The organism is Haloferax volcanii DS2 (assembly GCF_000025685.1).
GTDB classification, from domain to species: domain Archaea; phylum Halobacteriota; class Halobacteria; order Halobacteriales; family Haloferacaceae; genus Haloferax; species Haloferax volcanii.
Genome location: NC_013967.1, coordinates 2759366 through 2783225, shown reverse-complemented (window position 1 = coordinate 2783225; position 23860 = coordinate 2759366). Strand labels below are relative to the sequence as shown.

Below are 23860 nucleotides of genomic sequence, written 5' to 3'. Positions count from 1 at the left end.
GGACGAAACCGACCCCGCCGGTCAGCCCCGCCAGCGCGGCGAGGCTTCGAAACTGCTAACCGACCACCAGACGGCTAACGCCACAACGAACCAGATGCGACTTCCGGAATCACAGGTCGCGGTGTTGAACGCCGCGAGCGCCACGGACGAACGAACGATTGCACAGCTCGCGGAGGCGACGGACCAGAAGCCCGAGACGGTGACGGGCGCGGTCTTCGACCTCCGCGACGAGGGACTCGTCTCGGTCGCAGAGACCACGGCGGAGTCCGTCGAACTGACAGACGAGGGCGTCGAGTACGCCGACGAGGGCCTCCCCGAGGTCCGGCTCTACCGCGCCGCGCTCGACGCGGGCGACGGCGACGCGGTCCCGATGGGACAGGTCATCGGCGCGTCCTCCCTCGGCGGCCCGCAGGTCGACATCGCGCTGTCGAACTTCGCGCGCAAGGGCTACGGACACATCGACTCGGGCGAACTCGCGCCCGACGCGGACGCTGACCCCGACGCCGACGAGGAGGCCGCCGCGCTCGCGGCCCTCGCCGCGGGCGAGTCCGTCGACGGCGACGTGCTCGACCAGCTCGAATCGCGGAACCTCGTGGTCCGCCACGAGCGCACCATCCGCGCCGTCACCCTCACAGACGAGGGCGTCACGGCGCTGATGGAGGGCGTCGAGGCGGCGGAGACGGTCGACCGCCTCACGCCCGAGCTGCTCACCTCCGGCGAGTGGGAAGACGTGGAGTTCACCGAGTACAACGTCGAGGCCGACGCGCCCGAGGCCCGCGGCGGCAAGAAGCACATCCTCCGGCAGACCGCCGACCGCGTGAAGGACGTGCTCACCGGCATGGGATTCGCCGAGATGGAAGGCCCGCACGCCGACGCGGACTTCTGGATCAACGACTGTCTGTTCATGCCGCAGGACCACCCGGCGCGCACCCACTGGGACCGCTTCGCCCTCGACGTGCCGCCGATGGAGGACATTCCCGAGGACCTCATCGACCGCGTCCGCGACGCCCACCTCAACGGCGTCGGCGAGGACGGCGACGGCTACCACTCGCCGTGGTCCGAGGACTTCGCGCGGGCCATCGCGCTCCGTGGCCACACCACGTCGCTGTCGATGCGCTACCTCTCGGGCCACGAGGTCGGCGAGTTAGAGCCGCCGCAGCGGTACTTCTCGGTCGAGAAGGTGTACCGCAACGACACGCTCGACCCGACGCACCTGCTGGAGTTCTACCAGATAGAGGGCTGGGTGATGGCCGAGGACCTCTCGGTGCGCGACCTGATGGGCACCTTCGAGGAGTTCTACTCCCACTTCGGCATCACGGACATCCAGTTCAAGCCGCACTACAACCCCTACACGGAGCCGTCGTTCGAGCTGTTCGGCCGACACCCCGAGACGGGCGAACTCATCGAAATCGGTAACTCCGGCATGTTCCGCGAGGAAGTGCTTCGCCCGCTCGGCGTCGAGTGCGACGTGATGGCGTGGGGTCTCGCCTTGGAGCGACTCCTGATGCTCATGTACGGCTTCGACGACATCCGCGACGTGCACGGAACGCTCTGCGACCTCGACCTGCTCCGCGAGACGGAGGTGCTCAAGTAATGCCCGTAGTCGACGTTCAACCCGACGAACTGCGCCGCCTGACCGGCCACGAAGACAAGTCCGACGAGGAGTTCAAAGACGACCTGTTCGCGCTCGGACTGGAGTTCGAGGGCGTCACCGACGACGGGGCGTTCCAACTCGAGTTCGGTCCCGACCGCCTCGATCGCCTGTCGGTCGAAGGGGTCGCCCGCTCGCTTCGCTACCAGTACGGCGACGCCCGCGGCGTCTCCGTGCCGAACACGAACGACCCCGACTGGACGTTCGTCGTCGACGACGACGTGCCCGACGAGCGCCCCTACGTCACGGGCGCGGTCGTCCGCGGGGTCGACTTGGACGACGCGGCGCTCGACTCGCTCATCCAGTTGCAGGAGAAACTCCACGCGACGATGGGCCGCAAGCGCGCCAAGGGAGCCATCGGCATCCACGACCTGACGATGCTGAAAGGCGACGTGCTCTCGGAGAACGCCTCCGGCAACTCCATCACGTACACCGGTATCGACCCCGACGGCGACACGTTCGTCGCGCTCGACTCCAACGACGAACTCACGCCCGCCGAGGTGCTCGAACAGCACGCGACGGGTCGGAAGTACGCCGACCTCGTGAGCGAGTACGACCGCTATCCGGCCATCTACGACGAAATCGGCCTGTTTTCGTTCCCGCCGGTCATCAACGGCCGTCGGACCGAGGTTTCGACGGACTCCCGCGACCTGCTCGTCGAACTCACCGGCACTGACCAGTGGACCATCGACCGGATGTGCAACATCATCTGCTACGCGCTGGCCGCCCGCGGGGCGACCATCGAGGAGGTCGAGGTCCAGTACGAGACGGGCACCGTCACGAAGCCCGACTTCGAAGTCGAGACGAAACACGTCTCTCACGACCGCATCGAGACGGTCCTCGGCGTCGAGTTGGAACTGGACGAGGTCATCGACCTGTTCGAGCGCTCCGGCCTCGACGCGAACGCCGAACTGGGCGAAGAAACCGTCTACGAGGTCTCCATTCCGCCGTACCGCGTCGACGTGCTCCACCCGCTCGACCTCGTCGACGACGTGGGCCGCGCCTACGGCTTCAACGAACTCGAACCGCGCTACCCCGACGTGGGGACGGTCGGCCAGCGCCACGAGCGCTCCCGACTCGAAGACGCCGTCCGCACCTCGCTCGTCGGCCTCGGCTTCGAGGACCTGCTCAACTTCCACATGATTTCGGAGGAGGAGAACTACGAGCGCATGGACGTCGAGGTCGGTTCCGACTATCTCGGCGGCGGCGAACCCGCCTCCATCACCGAACCGTACAGCGAGGACTACACCATGCTCCGGACGTGGGTGTTGCCCTCGCTGACGATGGTGCTGGAGAACAACACCCACCGGGCGTACCCGCAGGACCTCGCGGAAATCGGCCACGTGGCCCACCGCGACGACGACGAGAACACCCGCGTCGCCGAGGCCCGCCACGTCGCGGCCGTTCTCGCCCGTCACGACGCGACCTACGAGGACGCGAAGGCCCGCCTCGCGGCGCTCTGCCGCGACTTCGACGCGGACCTGGAGACGCCCGCGACCGACCACCCGTCGTTCATCGACGGCCGCACCGCCGCGGTCGTCATCGACGGCGAGGAAGTCGGCGTCGTCGGGGAACTCCACCCGAAGGTCATCGTCGAGCACGACCTCGAACTGCCGGTCGCGGCGTTCGAGTTCGACCTGTCGGCGCTGGCGTAGTCGTTTGGCGATTATTTTTGGTCCAGATTTTTGCGCGACGAGCGATGCGAGTCGCGGAAAAAGGTGGGAGCTTCGACCTGTCGGCGCTGGCGTAGTCGCTTGGCGATTATTTTTGGTCCGGATTTTTGAGAGTCCACGAACCGAACTCGGATAACTCTGAGTAATTCCACACCGCCAGTAATTCTTTTCGTGCATTTAGTCAGAACGCGATAGAAACCTTTAGGACGCGAGTCGTCACGTTTCCTGTATGAACGATAGTGATGTTCGTCGCGAGACGCTGGCGGTGACCCACGGCGAGCGCGGGCAGGCCCCGGCCCCGGGCGTCGAGGACGTCGTCGTTCCGGTCCACCTCTCGTCGACCTACTCGGTGCCGAGCATCGACCCCGACGCGGACTTGGAGACGCTCGACCCCGACGCGGGCGAGTACCTCTACTCGCGGCTGTCGAACCCGACGCGGAACGCGCTGGAACACCGGCTCGCGGCGCTGGAAGGGGCCGACCACGCGCTGGCGTTCGTCTCCGGCACGGCGGCCATCGCCGCGACGATGACCGCGGTGGTCCGGCCGGGCGACCACATCGTCGCGTTCGAGGACCTCTACGGCGGGACGAAGACGATGCTCACCCGGCTGTTCGCCGACCGGCTGAACGTGGACGTGTCGTTCGTGGACGCCACCGACCCCGAGAACGTCGCGGCCGCGATGCGCGAGGAGACGGCGCTCGTCTGGATGGAGACGCCGACGAACCCGCTCATGCACCTCTGCGACATCGAGGCCATCGCGGCCATCGCCGACGAGGGCGACGCGGTCTTCGGCGTGGACAACACCTTCCTCAGCCCGCAGTTCCAGACCCCGCTGTCGCTCGGGGCCGACGTGGTCGTCCACAGCACCACGAAGTACCTCAACGGCCATTCGGACTCCATCGGCGGCGCGGTCGTCACCGACCGCGAGGACGTACTGGAGGAGCTCACGTTCCTCCAGCGCGTCGGGATGGGGTCGATGCTCTCACCGTTCGACTCCTACCTGACGCTCCGGGGCATCAAGACGCTCCCCCTGCGGATGCGCCAGCACGAGACCAACGCGATGGAAATCGCCGAATTCCTCGACTCCCACGAGGCGGTTACGCGAGTGCTGTATCCGGGGCTGGAGTCCCATCCGCAGCACGACCTCGCGGCCCGCCAGCAGTCCGGCTTCGGCGGCGTGTTGTCGTTCGAACTCGACACCGACCTCGACGGGACCGCCGAGTTCCTCGGCGCACTCCGGGAGTTCCCGCTGGCGGTCAGCCTCGGCGGCGTCGAGAGCCTCATCGAGCATCCGGCGACGATGACGCACTCGCCGCTCTCGCAGACCGAACGCGACGCGCTCGGCATCTCCGATTCGCTGTTGCGGCTGTCGGTGGGCGTCGAGCACGTCGACGACCTGCGCTCGGACCTCGCGTCGGCGCTGTCGGTCCTCTGAGGAATCCGGGGCTCGCACGGCCGAATTTCGTCCCCTCGGGCACTTAACCGAGGCGTTTAACAGCCCGCCCGGTTGTAGGTACGCCAACGCAATGCCGAGCGGAGAATACGACCCGGAAACCGTCGAGGCGAAGTGGCAAGAGAGGTGGGTCGACGAAGACCTGTACGCGTACCCGGAGCGTGCGGTAGACCCCGACACCGTCTTCTCCATCGACTCACCGCCGCCGACGGTGTCCGGAAGCTTGCATTGGGGCCACGTCTACGGCTTCACCCTCCAGGACTTCGTCGCCCGGTTCACCCGGATGCGCGGCGACGAGGTGTACTTCCCGTTCGGTTACGACGACAACGGCATCGCGTCGGAGCTCCTGACCGAGGACGAACTCGGCATCAAACACCAGGACTACGAGCGACGCGAGTTCCAGAAGCTCTGCCGCGAGGTCACGGCGGAGTACGAAAGCGAGTTCACGGAGAAGATGCAGAACCTCGGTATCTCCATCGACTGGGACCAGACGTACCAGACGATTTCGCCCGAGGTCCAGCGCGTCTCGCAGCTCTCTTTCGTCGACCTCTACGAGAAGGGCCGGCAGTACCGCCAGCGCGCGCCCGCCATCTGGTGTCCCGAGTGCGAGACCGCTATCTCGCAGGTCGAGACCGAAGACGACGAACAGGGCTCGCACTTCCACGACATCGAGTTCGGCGTGGCCGATTCCGAGGAGTCGTTCGTCATCTCCACGACGCGGCCCGAACTGCTCCCCGCCTGCGTCGCCGTCTTCGTCCACCCCGACGACGACGACAACGCGCACCTCGTCGGGCAGGAAGCCGAGATTCCGCTGTTCGGCCAGCGGGTCCCCATCCTCGAAGACGAGCGCGTCGACCTCGAAACGGGCACGGGCCTCGTCATGTGCTGTACCTTCGGTGACCAGACCGACATCGAGTGGTATCAGGCCCACGACCTGCCGCTCCGCGTCGCCATCGACGAGTCCGGCACGATGACCGAGGAGGCCGACGACTACGCCGGGCTCTCTGCCGACGAGGCGCGGGAGGCCATCGTCTCCGACCTCGACGACGCCGGGGCGCTCCTCGACAAGCGCGCCATCACGCACACGGTCAACGTCCACGAGCGCTGCGGCACGAGCGTCGAGTTCCTCGTCAAGGACCAGTGGTACATCAAACTGCTCGACAAGCGCGAGGAGTACCTCGAAGCCGGCGAGCAGATGGACTGGTACCCCGAGAAGATGTTCACGCGGTACAAGAACTGGATAGAGGGGCTCCAGTGGGACTGGGCCATCTCGCGGCAGCGCTCCTCGGGGATTCCGTTCCCCGTCTGGTACTGCGAGGACTGCGAGCACGTCGTCGTCGCCGACCGCGAAGACCTGCCGGTCGACCCGCTTTCCGACGGCCCGCCGGTCGACGCCTGTCCCGAGTGCGGCCACGACGAGTTCGCCGCCGAGGACGACGTGTTCGACACCTGGGCCACTTCGTCGCTCACGCCCCTCATCAACGCCGGGTGGGACTGGAACCCCGAGACGGAGGCGATGGAACTCGACCGGCCCGAACTCTACCCGTTCGATATGCGCCCGCAGGGCCACGACATCATCTCCTTTTGGCTGTTCCACACGGTCGTCAAGTGCTACGAGCACACCGGCGAGGTCCCGTTCGACAGCGTCATGATAAACGGGATGGTCCTCGACGAGAACCGCGAGAAGATGTCGAAGTCCGTCGGCAACGTCGTCTCGCCGGACGAGGTTCTAGAGAAGTTCCCGGTCGACGCCGCCCGCTACTGGGCCGCCGGGAGCGCCGTCGGCGACGACCTCCCGTATCAGGAGAAGGGTCTCGTCGCGGGCGAGAAGCTCATGCGGAAGCTCTGGAACGCCTCGAAGCTCGTCGAGAGCCTCACCGAGGACGCGCCCGCCGAGTTCGACCACGACGACCTGAAGGCCATCGACCGCTGGCTGCTCGCGTCGCTCGACCGCGAACTCGAGTTCGTCACGGAGAAACTGGAGAACCGCGAGTTCTCGAAGGCGCGCGACCGCCTGCGCAGTTTCTTCTGGCACACGTTCTGCGACGACTACCTCGAAATCGCCAAACAGCGCGTCCGCGAGGGCGACGACCCCTCGGCGGCGTACACGCTCCAGACCGCCCACAAGCGGTTCCTGGCCTGCTTCGCGCCCATCCTCGCGCACGTCACGGAGGAACTCTGGCGCGACATGTACGACGAGGCGAGCGTCCACGACCAGCCGTGGCCCGAACCGCTCGGCCTCGACGCCGACGTGGCGGCCGGCGAGACGGCGATGGCCGTCGTCGGCGCGCTCCGTAAGTACAAAAGCGACAACCAGCTCTCGATGAACGCCCCGGTCGACCTCGTGGAAGTGTACGGCGACATCCACGGCTTCGAGGAGGACGTGAGCGGCGTGATGCACATCGAGAAACTCGAGCTCCTCGACGAGGAGCCCGAAATCGAGTCGGTCGTGACCGGCGTCGACCTCGATTACTCGCTCGTCGGCCCCGAGTACGGCGCGCAGGTCCCGGACATCGAGGCCGCGCTCGAAGGCGACGACTACGAGGTCGAAGACGGCGTGATGCACGTCGCGGGCGTCGAACTCGACCCCGAGATGTTCACTATCGAGGAGTCCCGCGAGTACGTCGGCGACGGCGACATGCTCGAAGCCGGCGACGCCATCGTCATCGTCCAGCACGCCGACTGAGGGGTCGTTCGGTCGGTTTCGTTCGCTTTTTTCTCGGTACCCGGTCGCCTAGCCCGCGGCTCGTCAGCCGTCGCGGCTCGGCACTGGTGTCTCGCTCTCGGCCTCGGTTTCGGCTTCTGTCTCGGTCTCAGCTTCCGTCTCCGCCTCCGACTCAGCTTCAGCCTCAGTTTCGCCGCCGCCGTCGAAGGCGGCCAGCACCGCGGCCGCGTCTTGGACGTGGGGAACCGTCATCGGGTGGTTCGCGTTCGCGTCGTCGGTGCGGACCTCCTCGGGGTCGGGGACCGTGAGTTGCACGTCCGGTGTCGTGTCCACGTCGGTCTCGAACCGCACCGTCTCCGTGCCGAACAGGCGGTCGACGGCGTGGGTGGACACGCCGACCTCGGTGACCGCGTCGCGTTCGAGGCGGGCTTGCGGCTCGTCTAACAGCGCGTCGTGGGCGACGAGTACGTCGCCGTAGCACCGGAACTCGACGGGGCCGGTTTCGAGATAGCGGGAGACTCCCCGGAGGGTCCCGAACGCGGCGGCGAGGGCGAGCGGCGCGAGCGCGAACGTCCACGCGCCGAAGAAGACGAGCGCGGCGGCGACGCCGTAGCACCACAGCACGCCGCTGGTGACCGTGTACCGGAGGCTCTGGTAGACCGCATCGGTGAGGGCGACCGCGCGGGCGGGCGCGGTTCGATAGGTCGGCGCTCCCGTCGGCTCCTCGACCGGAATCGGTTCTATCTCGGTCTCCTCGCTCCCGTAGAGACGGTAGAAGACGCCTCGCGTTTCGCTCCGTTCGAGCTGGAGCGCGCGGAGGTCGTAGAGGAGTTTCAGGCCGACGAGAACCACGAGGAACACGTCGTTTTCGAGTTCGACCGCGAACGGCCCGAAGACGAACATCAGCAGTCCGGCGGCGAACAGGAACTTGAACGGGGGAAGCAACACCGACCGCGCGGAGTGGTCGCGGTAGCTGCCCGCGGCGAAGTATTTGGTAACCGTTTTCACACCCCGCCCGACGAACACGCCCGCGCCGCCCAGCAGGATTTGTCCGGCGACCTCGTCGGTGACGACCGGGTCGGTCAGGCCGAAGGCGACGAAGGCGACGGCGAGTTCGAGCGGGACGAGCAGGAACGCCGCGATGAGGAGCGTCGGGACGTTCCGAAGATAGCCCGGCGGGAGCGGTCCGGGCAGCGAAACCGACCCTCGTTTGGCCTGCAACGGGCCGAACAGCCGGTCCCCGTCGCCGATGGCGTTGTTGGGGCGCTTGGCCGCGAAGGGTATCTTCACGAGCGTCCACCACAGCACGGCGGCGATTTCGGCGACGAACACGCCGAAGAGCGCGGCCGGTGCCCAACCGAGAAACAGGACGCCGAGCGGCGCGACGGCGTTCGAGACGAGAACCGCGAGCACGCCGGAGACACGAGTGGAGGGCGGGCGCACGATTTGTCAAGCGACCGGGCGGAAAATCAGTCTTCGGTTCGGAACCGAGACGCGGGCGGTCGGTTCTCGCGGTGAGCGGTCGTCGCGGGCGACGTTACAGTCCCGACCCGACGGCGTCGGCCACGTCGTCGAAGCCGTCGCGGTCGAGCAGGTCGAGGAGGCCGCGGTTGATGTCGCGGGCGATAGACGGTCCCTCGTAGACCATGCCCGTGTAGAGTTGGACCATCTCGGCCCCGGCGCGAATCTTTCTGTAGGCGCTTTCGGCGTCCGAGACGCCGCCGACGCCGACGACGGGCACGTCGGTCCGCTCGGCGATGAAGCGAATCATGTTCGTGGCCTCGGCCTCGATTGGCTTCCCGGAGAGGCCGCCGCGTTCTGCCCGGTTTGGGTTCCGCAGGGTGTCGGGCCGCGAGGTGGTCGTGTTGCTGGCGATAACGCCGTCGAGTCCGAGGTCGTCGACGACTTCGAGCGCGTCCTCCACGGCGGGGTCCGGGAGGTCCGGCGAGAGTTTCACGAGCAGCGGGTCGGCACCGGCGTCGACGAGCGTCCCGAGAATCGCTTCGAGGGAGACGCGGTTCTGCAAGTCGCGGAACCCCTCGCTGTTGGGACACGAGACGTTGACGACGAAGTAGTCCGCGCCGTCGGCAACGCGCTCGTAGGTGTAGCGGTAGTCCTCGGGGGCCTCCTCGGTGGGCGTCACCTCCGAGAGCGCGAGGTTGACACCGACCGGGATATCGGGGTGCGGTCCGGCGGCGAGGCGCTCTCCGACCGCGTCCGCGCCCTCGTTGTTGAGGCCCATACGGTTGATGAGCGCCTCGTCTTCGGGGAGGCGGAACATCCGCGGGCGCGGGTTTCCGGGCTGCGGCTCCGCGGTGACACCGCCGACCTCGACGTGGCCGAAACCGAGCGCCGAGAGGACGGTGGGTATCTCGGCGTTCTTGTCGAAGCCGGCCGCGACGCCGACCGGGTTCGGGAAGTCGAGGCCGAACGCGCGCGTGGCGAGCCGGGCGTCGTCGACGCGGTAGCGCCGCTCCAAGAGCGGTTCGGCGGGCGTGCCGCGCGCGGCCGCGAGCAGGCCGTGAATGGTCCGGTGGGCGGTCTCGGGCGGGAGCGAAAACAGGAGTGGTTTGGCGAGTCGGTAGGGGTTCATTGCTGTCTGTCGGGCCGTCCGCTGGGGGCGAGTCGGTTCGAGACGATACGGGTCACGCGCTTAGAAGTCGTGTTCGACCTGGTCTGGGTCCGCTTTCTGGATGATGATTTTGCCGTCCCGAACGCGGACGAACACCTCGTCTCCGATCTCCATCCCGGCGACCGCGAGTTCGTCTTCGTGGAGGTTGACGTGGACGTTGTGGTACTCGCCGTTCTCGTCTTTGGCGCCACTCGGACTGAGCTTCTTTTTCCGGACCATCTGGGGGTCTATCCGTTGGTTCGCCGCAGGGGATACATAAGTGTTGTCTCCGTCTCTCCGTGGAGTGGTGACTTTCGCCGCAACCGGACCGTCTCGCATCGAAACTCGTCGCCACCTCGGTGGGGTCGGCGGCCCGGCAAATCGGTCGAGTTTATAAGTAACACGGCGTCGTCGGTCGAAATCCGGCGATATATTTATCACGTGCCATGTGGTTCATTGCCATAGAGGTGGAAAATCATGGTACGCGAGGACGGTAAGCGAAACTTCGTGCTCCGAGAGGAGGACGGTACAGAGACGAGTGTGTTTTCGGGCAGCATGCCGAGACAGGCGGCGCTCAAGGCGGCCCGACGACTCGACCCCGCCGGCTCCGAGGACGACGCGAAGTCGGACGCGGTCGAGATTCGACTCCGGGAGAAAGGGACTGATAAAGTCCACATCTTCGACGCGTGGGCGTGGAACAGCAGCGCCCCCGAGGACAAGCCCGGCTGGATGGAGGGGAAGATTACCAAAGGAAACGTTTCCAAGAAGGGAATCGAGCACCTCGACGAGTAATCCGACCGACGTTCACATTCTTATCGTGCGCACGCACGTGTAGCATCTCGAGTCGTAGTGCAGTCGATACGCCTTTCAGATAGCGCCGCCAGCGTCTGCTTGCGTGACCGACACCCGGTCAGACCGCACGTGCGACGCGGGGGATGACCGACCGGCCTCCAGTCGCGCGATATCTATCCCTTCGAGACTCATCGCTCTCCCCGACAGTCTGTCATCATTTTATGAGTAACCCCGCCATGAAACCGCATGACGATGCGCCATCGGTTCGACGGCCTTTTATGTACCCCGGGCATTCGGATTAATGCGAAGAAGCGCACGGGGGCACTCCCCCCCGAAAGCTTCCACCGAACGCCCCCGACCCCAAGGTCGTCAGGCGCTCACCGGGATGACACACCTTCCCGGGGGTCGCCACGATACGACGGCCTTAAGTGGTCCAAGGCATTTCGGATGAATGCGAACGACACACCGCGATTGCAGGGCGATTCAACGCGTCCTGCCTCACCGGACCCGAACCGAACGAGGTTCGAAGGGTTTATACCCTCGAATCGCTTCGGTTCAGGTCCGAAGGAAATGAGGATTCCGCCCCTGCGGTACGCCGCAAGACGGTATCTGATGTTAGCCCTAGTAGTTCGGTGACATCCGAACGGATGTCACGCGAACTCGGACCTTTGAACGGTGATTTGACAGCATATCGCTGCCATTCACCCGCCAACACCCCGCGACCAGGTTTAAATGGTCGCGACCCATTCCGGTTGATCCTGCCGGAGGTCATTGCTATTGGGGTCCGATTTAGCCATGCTAGTTGCACGAGTTCATACTCGTGGCGAAAAGCTCAGTAACACGTGGCCAAACTACCCTACAGAGAACGATAACCTCGGGAAACTGAGGCTAATAGTTCATACGGGAGTCATGCTGGAATGCCGACTCCCCGAAACGCTCAGGCGCTGTAGGATGTGGCTGCGGCCGATTAGGTAGACGGTGGGGTAACGGCCCACCGTGCCGATAATCGGTACGGGTTGTGAGAGCAAGAGCCCGGAGACGGAATCTGAGACAAGATTCCGGGCCCTACGGGGCGCAGCAGGCGCGAAACCTTTACACTGCACGCAAGTGCGATAAGGGGACCCCAAGTGCGAGGGCATATAGTCCTCGCTTTTCTCGACCGTAAGGCGGTCGAGGAATAAGAGCTGGGCAAGACCGGTGCCAGCCGCCGCGGTAATACCGGCAGCTCAAGTGATGACCGATATTATTGGGCCTAAAGCGTCCGTAGCCGGCCACGAAGGTTCATCGGGAAATCCGCCAGCTCAACTGGCGGGCGTCCGGTGAAAACCACGTGGCTTGGGACCGGAAGGCTCGAGGGGTACGTCCGGGGTAGGAGTGAAATCCCGTAATCCTGGACGGACCACCGATGGCGAAAGCACCTCGAGAAGACGGATCCGACGGTGAGGGACGAAAGCTAGGGTCTCGAACCGGATTAGATACCCGGGTAGTCCTAGCTGTAAACGATGCTCGCTAGGTGTGACACAGGCTACGAGCCTGTGTTGTGCCGTAGGGAAGCCGAGAAGCGAGCCGCCTGGGAAGTACGTCCGCAAGGATGAAACTTAAAGGAATTGGCGGGGGAGCACTACAACCGGAGGAGCCTGCGGTTTAATTGGACTCAACGCCGGACATCTCACCAGCTCCGACTACAGTGATGACGATCAGGTTGATGACCTTATCACGACGCTGTAGAGAGGAGGTGCATGGCCGCCGTCAGCTCGTACCGTGAGGCGTCCTGTTAAGTCAGGCAACGAGCGAGACCCGCACTTCTAATTGCCAGCAGCAGTTTCGACTGGCTGGGTACATTAGAAGGACTGCCGCTGCTAAAGCGGAGGAAGGAACGGGCAACGGTAGGTCAGTATGCCCCGAATGAGCTGGGCTACACGCGGGCTACAATGGTCGAGACAATGGGTTGCTATCTCGAAAGAGAACGCTAATCTCCTAAACTCGATCGTAGTTCGGATTGAGGGCTGAAACTCGCCCTCATGAAGCTGGATTCGGTAGTAATCGCATTTCAATAGAGTGCGGTGAATACGTCCCTGCTCCTTGCACACACCGCCCGTCAAAGCACCCGAGTGAGGTCCGGATGAGGCCACCACACGGTGGTCGAATCTGGGCTTCGCAAGGGGGCTTAAGTCGTAACAAGGTAGCCGTAGGGGAATCTGCGGCTGGATCACCTCCTAACGACCGAGACCACCCCGACGGGGTGGCTCACACGCGATCTTCCGAGTTCACCAATGACACCCGTTCGGACACCTTAGAACTACTAGGGCTAACACGGGCCCATAGCTCAGTGGTAGAGTGCCTCCTTTGCAAGGAGGATGCCCAGGGTTCGAATCCCTGTGGGTCCATGGTAAGCAGTACTCCACTCCGAAACGATCGTGCCCCTTAAGTGTGGCAAGACGTTTCGAATGAATGGATACTGACGACAGATGCACCATCCCGCGCAAGCGAGGTTGGGAAGGGTCGAAAACACGCCTCGGCTATCTCCGAGGGTGTTTGATGAAACCGTGTGTACGTGCAATCCAGGCGTCCACTGGACCCGTTCTCCGGGTCACAGTGACTATATCAACTGGCTACTGTGCCAGCTGGTGGATAGCTCGGCTCGAGAGCCGATGACGGACGTGCCAAGCTGCGATAAGCCTCAGGGACCCGCATGGAGGGAAAGAACTGAGGATCTCCGAATGGGAATCCCCACGCAATTGCCTCGCGCAATGGGGAACGTTCCGAATTGAAACATCTTAGTAGGAACAGGAAAAGAAAGCAATCCGCGATGTCGTTAGTAACGGCGAGTAAACGCGACACAGTCCAAACCGAAGCCTTCGGGCAATGTGGTGTACGGACTACCCATAACGGACCTGGGTCTTATGTGAAGTCTCCTGGAACGGAGCGTGATACAGGGTGAAAACCCCGTAACATAAGAACCAGATCCCGGGGTTGTTCCAGAATAGCGGGGGTTGGATATCCCTCGTGAATTTCGCAGGCATCAACTGCGAAGACTAAACACTCCTCGAGACCGATAGCGAACAAGTAGCGTGAGCGAACGCTGAAAAGCACCCCGAACAGGGCGGTGCAATAGGGCTTGAAATCAGTTGGCGATAGAGCGACGTGGCATACAAGGTCACTCGACGAAAGAACTGGGAGCGATCCCGTAGTATGACTCGAGTGAAGCCGATGTTACGTCGTACGTTTTGAAAAACGAACCATGGAGTGCATCTGACTGGCGAGTCTAAGGGGTGAACCCCCGGAGGCATAGGGAAACCGATACGGCCGCAGTCTTTGACCAGGGCCACCGTCTTCAAGGGCGGGGAGCCAACCGGATGCGACCCGAAACCAAGTGATCTACGCCGGAGCAGGGCGAAGCGTGGCGAAAGCTGCGTGGAGGCCCGTTAGAGTTGGTGTCCTACAATACCCTCTCGTGACTCTGGTGTAGGGGTGAAAGGCCCATCGAACTTGGCAACAGCTGGTTCCAACCGAAACATGTCGAAGCATGACCTCTGATGAGATAGTTCGTGAGGTAGAGCGACCGATTGGGAATCCGGACTCCGAGAGGAGTTCGCTTCCCTGTCAAACTCCGAACTTACGAACGTCGTAGACTCAGGGAGTCCGGTGTGCGGGGTAAGCTTGTGCACCGTGAGGGAGACAACCCAGAGCCAGGTTAAGGACCCAAAGTGTGGATTAAGTGTGATTGAAGATTGTCTCGAGCCCTAAACAGCCGGGAGGTGAGCTTAGAAGCAGCTACCCTCTAAGAATAGCGTAACAGCTTACCGGCCGAGGTTCGAGGCGTCGAAAATGATCGGGACTCAAATCCACCTCCGAGACCTGGCGGCGTGTCTTATGACACGATTCCGTAGGTTGGCATACTGCATGGGTGGAAGCACGGGTGAGAACTCGTGTGGACCGTGCAGCAACGAAAATCATGGTCTCAGTAGCAGCGAGAGTCGGGTGTGAACCCCGACGGCCTTACGCGCAAGGGTTCCTCGGCACTGTCAATCAGCCGAGGGTTAGTCGATCCTAAGTCTAACCGTAATTCGAATTAGATGAAAGGGAAACTGGTTAATATTCCAGTACCTTCTTGCACCAAACGTCGACGCTTTAGGAAACACCGAGCGGGGCCTTCGCCCCGTCGAATCACCGAAATTCGTGGAAGCCGTAACGGCACGAAGCGAACGAACGGTGAGATAGGGAAACTCGGCGGTACCTAGAGCCCGTGAAAAGACAAGCAAGAAGCTCGTACCGAGATCCGACACAGGTGCGCTGGCAGAGCAAGCCAAGGCCTGTCGGGATCAACCGACGTTAGGGAATTCGGCAAGTTAGTCCCGTAAGTTCGCGATAAGGGATGCCTGCTCTTGACCGAGCAGGTCGCAGTGACTCGGACGCTCCGACTGTCTAGTAACAACATAGGTGACCGCAAATCCGCAAGGACTCGTACGGTCACTGAATCCTGCCCAGTGCGGGTATCTGAACACCCATTACAATGGGACGAAGGACCCGTCAACGGCGGGGGTAACTATGACCCTCTTAAGGTAGCGTAGTACCTTGCCGCTTCAGTAGCGGCTTGCATGAATGGATCAACGAGAGCGTCACTGTCCCAACGTTGGGCCCGGTGAACAGTACGTTCCAGTGCGGAGTCTGGAGACCCCCAAGGGGAAGCGAAGACCCTATAGAGCTTTACTGCAGGCTGTCGCTGAGACGTGGTCGCTAATGTGCAGCATAGGTAGGAGCCATTACACAGGTACCCGCGCCAGCGGGCCACCGAGGCAGCATTGAAATACTACCCGTTAGTGACTGCGACTCTCACTCCTGGCGGAGGACACCGGTAGCCGGGCAGTTTGACTGGGGCGGTACGCGCTCGAAAAGATATCGAGCGCGCCCAAAGATTTCCTCACGCGAGTCGGGAACTCGTGGAAGAGCGCAAGAGCAAACGGAAGTCTGACAGTGACATTCCCAACGAGTGTCGCTGACGCGAAAGCGTGGTCTAGCGAACCTACGAGGTTCATTCATGGGACCCGTAGATGACAGAAAAGCTACCTTAGGGATAACAGAGTCGTCACCGGCAAGAGCACATATCGACCCGGTGGCTTGCTACCTCGATGTCGGTTCCCTCCATCCTGCCTGTGCAGAAGCAGGCAAGGGTGAGGTTGTTCGCCTATTAAAGGAGGTCGTGAGCTGGGTTTAGACCGTCGTGAGACAGGTCGGCTGCTATCTATTGGGGGTGTTAAGGAACTTGACGTGAACGTTCGTATAGTACGAGAGGAACTACGAATGGGTGCCACTGGTGTACCGGTTGTCCGAGAGGGCAGATGCCGGGCAGCTACGCACCACGGGGTAAGAGCTGAACGCATCTAAGCTCGAAACCCACACGGAAAAGAAGTTCCACTGAGGACACTCGTAGAAGACGAGTTCGATAGACTCGGGGTGTACGCAACGAGGTAACGAGTTGTTAAGCCCGCGAGCACTAACAGTCCAAGCCACATTCATACGCACTGAGACCCGAGAACGGGTCCAGGCGCAAACTGGATTGCACGGACACATTGGTAAGACGGCCCGACCGATATTGGTATGGCAACGGTTCGATTCCGTTGATCGGTATTAAGGCGGCCAGAGCGGTGAGGTTCCACCCGTACCCATCCCGAACACGGAAGTTAAGCTCACCTGCGTTCTGGTCAGTACTGGAGTGAGCGATCCTCTGGGAAATCCAGTTCGCCGCCCCTATTCATACTTCACAGAGCCCACTGGACGCGGTGTCCAGTGGGCTTTGTTCATTTTATGCAGAGCGGCACGCACGGTCGTTCAGCGACTCGCACCGACCCCGTCGAGTCGCATCTTCCATCGTCCGAGAGTGGCAACGCTCGCGTCGAGCACACCGGTTCGGCCGACAGCCGCTCGCGTTCGACTGCGGGGGTGTTTCGATACGACTTGATCGCCCGTTCGGCACGGAAGTCGATAAAGTCGACAGACGACGCCCCGATTTCGAACGCGTTGATTGGGGTGAAATTCAGCGAAAACCGGGGTTACGATTCTCCCCTTTTACCGTATCAGGGTTAGAAGGAAGGGTTGCATGCGCGGCAGCAAACACTTCACCGTAGTCATGGTCGTTGCGATGCTCGCCGTCGCGATGGTCCCCGGGGCCGTCGGAGCAGCGAGCTCCGATGCCCTCCAGGTCGGCGTCACGCAGGACGCCGACACGGGCGACGCGACAGTGACCGTGACGCGGAACGAGACGGCCGTCGAGAACGCGACGGTCGTCGTCGAATCGAGCGGTAACTACGCCGGAAACGGAACGTACGCGGCGGGGACGAACGGCACCGTCGACCTCCCCAATCCGCAGGAACGCGTGAACGCGACGGTCACCGTTACTGAGGGGAACAACACGACCGCCTCCTCTGTCGTCCTCGTCCCGCTCGACGAGTCTCTCGATGTCTCCGTCGAGGTTGACGACGCTAACGACACGGTCGTCGCCACCGTCACCCAGTACGGTGACGCCGTCGAAGGCGCGTCAGTCATGGTTAACGGGACGGACTACGCCGGCAACGGCACGTACGAGACGGACGCGGACGGTACGGTTGACCTCATCTCGCCGTTGCAGACCGTCACGGTCGACGTGGCAGCCGAGCACGACGGCCTCACCGCCGAGACGACCGTCACCCTGCAGGGTGAGGTCGCCGCCGAGGACCCGTTCGGACAGCTCGTCAGCAGCTTCGTCGAGCGTCTCAAGGACACGGGTAGCGACGGCCCGCTCGGGCAGGCCGTCTCCGACTTCGTGACCGAGAACAACCCGGGTAACGCGGACGACAAGCGTCCGGACCACGCCGGTCCGCAGAACGGCGACGACGCTGACGACGAGTCGGACGATGACTCCTCGGACGAGTCGGATGACGACGACTCGGGCGATGACGACTCGAACGGCAACGGCAACGGCGGTGGCCCGCCGGACCACGCCAACAACTAACTAATATACGTTCCCACGCAGCGAGCGTGGGGTTCGGGCTTCACTCTTCCGCGTCCGGGCGGGTACTGTGGATCAGAGGCACCCCATCCCGCTACGCCCCCGACCGTCGTTGTCAGAGGCTGACGGTCGGGATACTCACTCGCCTGACGCGACTCTTTCTATCGAAACGTCACCGAGCGCGGCGACGAGCGCCGGGTCGGCGTCGAACCGTCGAACCGCGAGCCGCGCGCCCGCGACCACGAGGTCGTCGTCGACGCGGGCGGGAGCGCCGCTGGGATACCACGCCGAATCGTCGGATGCGCGGACGCTCGCCCGGAGCGACTCGTGGAGGCGACGGTGCGCGAACAGCGTCGAGACGAACGCGAGCGACGCCACGAGCGTGACGCCGCCACCGTCGAACGCTGCGTCGGTCGCTTCCGTTCTGGCCGTTTCGAGCGCGCCCGCGACGGCGAGCGACTGTCTCGCGTGGTCGTCGTCGGTGAGCGCGCGACTGAGCGCGGCGTCTTGCATCTCGCGAATCGCGGTCTCAGTCGTGGGGTCGGTCATCGGTGACGCCGAGTCGGGTCACGCGCCGTCGAGCGGCGGCACGCGGAGGGTGTGGTCGACGACGGTCTCGTCCGGTCGGAGCGTCACCGTGCCGAGAAACATCGTCTCGCCCTCGGCGGCGTTGGTCGCGACGGTCTGGAGCGTCGCCCGCTGGTCGAGTTGCTCCCAGGTGACGCGTTCGACGAGGCGCTGGAACGCGTCGGGGTCGGTCCACCCCGAATCGATGTCGGACGGGACGTTGACCACGAATCGGAGTTCGGTCTCCGTGACGTGGATACCGACGCGGAACGTGTCCGCGTCGGTCGCGCCGTCCGTCGAGGAGTCGGTGGTCGCCGCGCCGGAGTCCGCAGTCGACGCGGATGCGGGTTCGCTCGCCGTCTCGTCGGGGTCGGTCATGCCCGGCAGTCGGGGACGTGAAGACAAAGATGCACCGGACGGCGTCGTAGCGTCGACTCGTCGGATGGTGACGAGGAGACCTCCGACACCGAACCGGACCCGGCTGCTGTCCGCTCCGAACCCGACGACGGCGTCACCTCTCCGGCGCTCGAACCCGGGAGTCGAGCGCGGAGAATTACCCTCCTCGGCCCCGGTAGCGTGTGAATTTCACGCACGGCGAGGCGAACGTCGAACGGTTATTAGCGTTCGAGACACCAGTCCGACCAACGAATGAGTTACAAGATCGGTCTCGTCGGAAAACCGTCCGTCGGGAAGTCGAGTTTCTTCAACGCGGCGACGATGAACGACGTACCCGAGGGTGCGTATCCGTTTACGACCATCGACCCCTCTATCGGCGAGGCGTACGTCCGCGTCGAGTGTGCGGCCCCGGAGTTCGACGAGTCGTGTACGCCCTCGGTCGGCTACTGCGACCACGGAATGCGGTTCGTCCCCGTCAAACTCGTGGACGTGGCGGGGCTCATCCCCGGCGCGCACGAGGGGAAGGGCCTCGGAAACCAGTTCCTCACCGACCTCAACGAGGCGGACGTGCTCGTCCACGTCGTCGACTTCTCCGGTGAGACGGACATCGAAGGCGAGGCGACGGAGGGACACGACCCCCGCGAGGACATCGACTTCCTCGAAAACGAACTGGACATGTGGTACCTCGGTGTCTTAGAGAAGGGTATCGACCGCTACCGCTCGGGCTATCACGGCGAGGACAAAGATATCGAAGTCGACCTCGCGGAGCAGATGTCCGCGTTCAAGACGAACAAGGACGAAATCAAGCAGATAATCCTTTCTCTCGGCTTGGAACTCGACCCCGACGAGTGGGACGACGCGGACAAGGAGTCGCTCGCCCGCGAGATTCGAAAGCGCACGAAGCCGATCATCATCGCGGCGAACAAGATGGACAAACCGGTCTCCCAGGAGAACTACGAGGAGATCACGGCCGATTCGGACTACGAACACCTGACGTTCGTCCCGACCTCGGCGCACGCGGAGAAGGCGCTGAAGAAGGCCGACGAGGGCGGCGTCGTCGATTACCGCCCCGGCGACGACGACTTCGACATCGTCGGCGACGTGAGCGACAAACAGGAGGCGGGCCTCGAACAGATTCGCGAGTTCGTCACCGAGTTCGGCGGCACGGGCGTCCAACAGTCGCTCGAAAACGCGCTGTTCGACGTGATGGGAGCGATTGCCATCTTCCCCGGCAGCGCCAACGGCAAGAGCGACTCGCAGGGCGTCTTCCGCGACTGCTTTATCCTGCCCGAGGGTTCGACGACCGAGGACTTCGCGTACCATCTGCATTCGGACATCGGCGACGGCCTCCTCCACGGCATCGACTGTTACTCGAAGCGCCAAATCGGGTCTGACCACGAGCTTTCGCACCGCGACGTGGTCGAAATCGTCTCCACCAACTGACTCTCTCGGACGCCAACCGCAACACCGTTATATCCGTGGACGTAGGACCCGGGTATGGGTGAGGCCGAAACGACGGCCGCGACGCTCGACGTCGAGATTGGGGGTCTCGGCGGCGAGGTAACGCTGGCCGACTTGTTCCCGTCGCCGTGGGTCGAGTCACATTGTGAGGCGGCATCGATTAGTGAATTCCTCGAAGAAAGCGGATTCGCGGTCGCGGATCAGGATTCTTTCGAGTCGATACCGACCCACGAGTTGGACCGGTACGTCGACGCGAACACCGAGTTCGACGACTGGCAGGCGATGCTTTCCGCCGGCGTCGAGCGCTACGTACTCGAACAGGGAGCGACGGGCGAAGCAGCCGCCGACGCGGCAGACGAAGTCGAGGCGGCCGAGGAAGGCGACTCGGCGGACGCCGAGACTGAGGACTCCCTCGAAGCCGGCGTCTGAACGCGACCGAGTCGGACGACGGGAGTTGACTCAGTTCGGGTGGAACCGTTATGCGCTGTTTTCGACGAGCGCCGCACCGCGGGTGAGCGCGTCGTCCCACCAGTCACGGTCGCGAGCGTCGGCGACGGACAGCGGCGCGTCGGGGTCGTCGGGTCGGTCGTCGAGGTCGAGGCTCCACCACTCCACGTCGTGCCACGCGTCGCCTTTGTAGCCGACGCGCTCGAAGCGGCCGACGCGCTCGAAGCCGAACGACTCGTGGAAGGCGATGCTCGCGGGGTTCGGCGTCGTGATGACGGCGACGGCCGAGACGTAGCCCTGCCGTTCGAGCAGGTCCAAAAGCGCCGTGTAGAGACCGCGGGCGACGCCGCGGCGCTGGAACTCAGGGCGGACGTAAATCGATGTCTCGACGGCCCACCGGTAGGCGATGCGCTCTCGAATCGCGCCGGCGTAGGCGTAGCCGGCCACCTCGCCGTCGAGTTCGCAGACGAGCCACGGGTAGTCGGTCTTCTGCTCCAGTTTCGTTTCGAGGTCCGCGACGCTCGGCGGGTCGTAGGCGAACGAAATCGCGGTGTTCTCGACGAACGGCGCGTAAATCTCCCGAATCGCGGGGAGGTCGGACGGCGTCGCCGCGCGGAGTCGGACGGTCATGACTCAGGTGGCGTCGCGCGGAGAGAAAGAGGCGACGATGGCGGCGGGCCTCGCGGGTGCGGCCGGCCGGTCTCGCGTGCGAGGTGGTCTCGCAGGCGGAGACGCTGTTCAGTCGCTCGTCGGTGCCGAGTCGAGACCGTCAGCGACCGCCCGTGCCCGTTTTCGGATGCCGTCGGCGTCCGCGCGGACGTGTTCGCCCTCGTCGTAGAGCACGTCGCCATCGACCATGGTGAACACCACGTCGTCGCCGTGGGCGGCGAAGACGAGATGAGACAGCACGTCGTGGAGCGGCGTCGCTCGCGTGCGGTCGGCGTCGATACCGACGATGTCGGCCTTCCACCCCTCGCGGAGTTCGCCGACGCGGTCGAAGCCGGCGGCCTTCGCGCCGTTGCGGGTCGCCATCTCGAAAACGGTCGCGGCGGGCGTGCTCGTCGGGTCGAGCGCATCGACTTTCTGGAGGAGACTGGCCTGTCGCATCTCGGTGAAGGGGTCGAGCGTGTTGTTACACGGCGGGCCGTCGTTGCCGAGTGCGACGTTGATGCCGCGGTCGAGGTAGTCGGGAATCGGCGCGATACCCGACGCGAGCTTCATGTTCGACGACGGGCAGTAGGTGACGTGCGTGCCGGTCTCTGCGAGCACGTCGCGCTCGGAGTCGTCGGTGTGGACGCAGTGTGCGAGGACGACGTCGTCGCCGGTGAGACCGACTTCGTCGAGCCAGTGGATGTTGCGCATTCCCGTCTCGTCTTCGACCGTCTCGATTTCGCTTCGGTTCTCGCTCGCGTGGGTGTGGATGCGGACGCCGTCGTAGCGGTCCGCGAGGTCGCGGGCGCCCCGCAGACACGCTTCGGAGCAGGTGACGGCGAACCGCGGCGTGACGGCGTACTGGATGCGCCCGTCGAAACTGTCGTGATAGCGCTCGATGAGGCGCTCGGACTCGGCGAGGCCCGCGTCGGTGTCTTCTTGGAGTCCCTCGGGAGCGTTCGTGTCCATGAGCACCTTCCCGATGCGTCCGCGGATACCCATCTCGCCCGCCGCCTCGAACGCCTCCTCGGCGTGTCGAACCGAGAGGTGGTCGACGACCGTCGTCGTGCCGGACTCGATGCATTCGAGGTAGCCGAGTTCGGCGGCGACGCGCATCCCCTCGGCGTCGAGACCGGCCTCCATCGGGAGTACGTGGTCGAAGAGCCAATCCAAGAGTTCGGTGTCGTCGGCGATGCCCCTTCCGAGCGACTGCACCGAGTGGACGTGCCCGCCGACCAGTCCCGGCGCGACGATGCCGAACTCGCGTCGCTCGTGGTTAGGATACCGGTCTGTGAGGTCCGCGTGCGCTCCGACCGCGACGATTCGGTCGCCGTCGACGACGACGGCACCCTCTTCGATGATGGTGGACGCGTCGACGACCACCGTTCCCGCGAGTAACATCCTCGTGCGGGTAGACGACCGGGCGTAAAATAGGTGGTGACCCGGCCGTCGTCCGAGGTTGGTTGGAGCGTTCGAGTGCAGTCGGTGGTGGGGGTGGGGACGGTCGGAACCGGTCCCCGCGGACGAACGAACCGGCGGGACGCGAGCGCGTGTCCGAAAGAGCGGGTGGAGACCACGCCTGACGCGCGGCGTTCGGTGTCCGTTCGTCGTGGCCGCTACTCCGTGCTCAAGTACCCTCCCAGTTCTGTTGGTATCTGCTAACTTCAGCAAGTGGTGTGCCTCGAAGCCGAGTCAGAACCGGAGCGAAGGTAGAACGCGGTCGGTGTCTGATTAGTACCTGCTAAGTCGCTCCGCGACAGAGCGAAAACCGAATGCGCGAGTTCGAATTCGTCGTTCGCTTCTCGGAGGGAACCGACGAGCTAATGGACCTGTTTTACGAGTACCCGAGCCTGCGGTCCCGGTCGTCGGTCTGCTCGTCCACCACGGACGTGATGTGGCGGGTCGACCACGTCGTCGGCACGCCGGAGGCGCTGTCGGCGTTCGAGGAGGTGTTCCTCGACGAGACGCGGTGTAACGAGTGTCTCGACGCGCCCGACTGCCACACCCATCGCAACTACCACGTCCTCGACCGCTCGGACAACTCGATGACCGTCTACACCTACCGCGAGGAGGTGAGCAACTGCCACTCGATTCCGCGCTACGTCCTCGAACACGTCGGGCCGGGGGTCATCTTCGAGTCGTCCCGCCGCGCGGGCGCGTACCGCTGGCGCATTCTCTATCCCGGCGACCACCCGCTCGGCGAACTGTACGAGACCATCGAGGCGCAGCTCAGAGAGGGACTGCAACTGGACGTCGAACACCTCACGAGCGCCGGTAACTGGGACGCCGAGTCGCGCATCGCGGCCGACCTCTCGTCGGCTCACTGGGAGGCGCTCGAAACCGCCGTCGAACACGGCTACTACGAGCGCCCGCGAAAGGTGACCGTCGAAGACCTCAGCGACGTGCTCGACGTGCCACGTTCGACGGTTCAGTACCGACTGCGAACCGCCGAGGACCTCGTGATGTCGCAACTCGGTGACCCCGACTCGTAGGTGCAGCGCGGAATCG

16 protein-coding genes, 1 tRNA gene and 3 rRNA genes are annotated in these 23860 nt (G+C 63.8%); 13 read left to right on the top strand and 7 right to left on the bottom strand.

Translation table 11 applies throughout. From position 1 onward, the window contains the following. Positions 1–94: 94 nt before the first annotated feature. From pheS to HVO_RS18945, 4 genes are all read left to right on the top strand, one after another. Positions 95–1594 (top strand): phenylalanine--tRNA ligase subunit alpha, encoded by a 1500-nt coding sequence (gene pheS, locus HVO_RS18960; RefSeq protein ID WP_004044797.1) that lies wholly within the window; start codon positions 95–97, stop codon positions 1592–1594. Then, the gene (pheT, locus tag HVO_RS18955; RefSeq protein WP_004044795.1) at positions 1594–3306 is read left to right on the top strand and encodes a phenylalanine--tRNA ligase subunit beta; all 1713 of its coding nucleotides are present in this window, start codon (positions 1594–1596) and stop codon (positions 3304–3306) included. The genes pheS and pheT overlap by 1 nt, the downstream gene beginning before the upstream one ends. A gap of 247 nt (positions 3307–3553) precedes the next feature. Beyond that, entirely contained in the window at positions 3554–4759 is a 1206-nt protein-coding gene (locus HVO_RS18950) for a trans-sulfuration enzyme family protein (protein ID WP_004044791.1), read from the top strand. A 91-nt stretch (positions 4760–4850) separates the two neighbouring features. Then, on the top strand, positions 4851–7463 hold the full coding sequence (locus tag HVO_RS18945; protein ID WP_004044789.1) for a valine--tRNA ligase: 2613 nt from the start codon (positions 4851–4853) through the stop codon (positions 7461–7463). Between the two features lie 63 nt (positions 7464–7526). On the opposite strand, the gene HVO_RS18940 is transcribed toward HVO_RS18945, so the two are convergent. The 3 genes from HVO_RS18940 to HVO_RS18930 form a co-directional block, all read right to left on the bottom strand. Further along, a complete protein-coding gene (locus HVO_RS18940; protein ID WP_257721174.1) occupies positions 7527–8885 on the bottom strand; it encodes a DUF6498-containing protein in 1359 nt (452 codons plus the stop codon). A gap of 94 nt (positions 8886–8979) precedes the next feature. Next, on the bottom strand, positions 8980–10035 hold the full coding sequence (locus HVO_RS18935) for a quinone-dependent dihydroorotate dehydrogenase (RefSeq protein ID WP_004044786.1): 1056 nt from the start codon (positions 10033–10035) through the stop codon (positions 8980–8982). Positions 10036–10095: 60 nt separating this feature from the next. Beyond that, positions 10096–10293: a hypothetical protein gene (locus HVO_RS18930; RefSeq protein ID WP_004044784.1), complete on the bottom strand. Its 198-nt coding sequence runs from the start codon at positions 10291–10293 to the stop codon at positions 10096–10098. Positions 10294–10530: 237 nt separating this feature from the next. Between HVO_RS18930 and HVO_RS18925 the strand changes: the two genes are divergently transcribed. The 6 genes from HVO_RS18925 to HVO_RS18900 all read left to right on the top strand — a co-directional run bounded on the left by HVO_RS18925 (position 10531) and on the right by HVO_RS18900 (position 17833). Continuing rightward, positions 10531–10845 carry a non-histone chromosomal MC1 family protein gene (locus HVO_RS18925; RefSeq protein WP_004044781.1) on the top strand — a complete coding sequence of 105 codons (315 nt, stop codon included), beginning with the start codon at positions 10531–10533 and terminating at the stop codon, positions 10843–10845. Between the two features lie 745 nt (positions 10846–11590). Beyond that, positions 11591–13063: ribosomal RNA gene (locus HVO_RS18920) — 16S ribosomal RNA — on the top strand. Positions 13064–13160: 97 nt separating this feature from the next. Further along, positions 13161–13232, top strand: a tRNA-Ala gene (locus tag HVO_RS18915). A 216-nt stretch (positions 13233–13448) separates the two neighbouring features. After that, positions 13449–16361 (top strand): 23S ribosomal RNA (locus HVO_RS18910). A gap of 113 nt (positions 16362–16474) precedes the next feature. Then, a 5S ribosomal RNA gene (gene rrf, locus HVO_RS18905) occupies positions 16475–16596 on the top strand. Together the 16S, 23S and 5S rRNA genes with 1 tRNA gene alongside form the textbook arrangement of a ribosomal RNA operon. A gap of 346 nt (positions 16597–16942) precedes the next feature. Continuing rightward, positions 16943–17833 carry a hypothetical protein gene (locus tag HVO_RS18900; protein ID WP_004044777.1) on the top strand — a complete coding sequence of 297 codons (891 nt, stop codon included), beginning with the start codon at positions 16943–16945 and terminating at the stop codon, positions 17831–17833. 135 nt (positions 17834–17968) lie between these two features. Here the strand turns inward: HVO_RS18900 and HVO_RS18895 are convergent, their stop codons facing one another. Together HVO_RS18895 and HVO_RS18890 are read right to left on the bottom strand one after the other, a co-directional pair. Beyond that, entirely contained in the window at positions 17969–18379 is a 411-nt protein-coding gene (locus HVO_RS18895) for a hypothetical protein (protein ID WP_004044775.1), read from the bottom strand. An 18-nt stretch (positions 18380–18397) separates the two neighbouring features. Beyond that, positions 18398–18775, bottom strand: coding sequence for a hypothetical protein (locus tag HVO_RS18890; protein WP_004044773.1), 378 nt, complete (start codon positions 18773–18775; stop codon positions 18398–18400). A gap of 270 nt (positions 18776–19045) precedes the next feature. Between HVO_RS18890 and HVO_RS18885 the strand changes: the two genes are divergently transcribed. Together HVO_RS18885 and HVO_RS18880 are read left to right on the top strand one after the other, a co-directional pair. Then, entirely contained in the window at positions 19046–20236 is a 1191-nt protein-coding gene (locus tag HVO_RS18885; protein ID WP_004044771.1) for a redox-regulated ATPase YchF, read from the top strand. A 54-nt stretch (positions 20237–20290) separates the two neighbouring features. After that, a complete protein-coding gene (locus tag HVO_RS18880; protein WP_004044769.1) occupies positions 20291–20683 on the top strand; it encodes a hypothetical protein in 393 nt (130 codons plus the stop codon). Positions 20684–20731: 48 nt separating this feature from the next. Here HVO_RS18880 and HVO_RS18875 read toward each other — a convergent pair whose 3' ends face one another. Together HVO_RS18875 and HVO_RS18870 are read right to left on the bottom strand one after the other, a co-directional pair. Then, complete coding sequence (locus HVO_RS18875) at positions 20732–21331, bottom strand: GNAT family N-acetyltransferase (RefSeq protein WP_004044767.1); 600 nt, start codon at positions 21329–21331, stop codon at positions 20732–20734. Between the two features lie 108 nt (positions 21332–21439). Next, complete coding sequence (locus tag HVO_RS18870; RefSeq protein ID WP_004044765.1) at positions 21440–22753, bottom strand: 5'-deoxyadenosine deaminase; 1314 nt, start codon at positions 22751–22753, stop codon at positions 21440–21442. A gap of 371 nt (positions 22754–23124) precedes the next feature. On the opposite strand from HVO_RS18870, the gene HVO_RS18865 reads away from it, so the two are divergent. Beyond that, positions 23125–23844, top strand: a complete 720-nt coding sequence (locus HVO_RS18865) for a helix-turn-helix domain-containing protein (protein ID WP_004044763.1) — start codon at positions 23125–23127, stop codon at positions 23842–23844. The last annotated feature ends 16 nt before the right edge of the window (positions 23845–23860 follow it).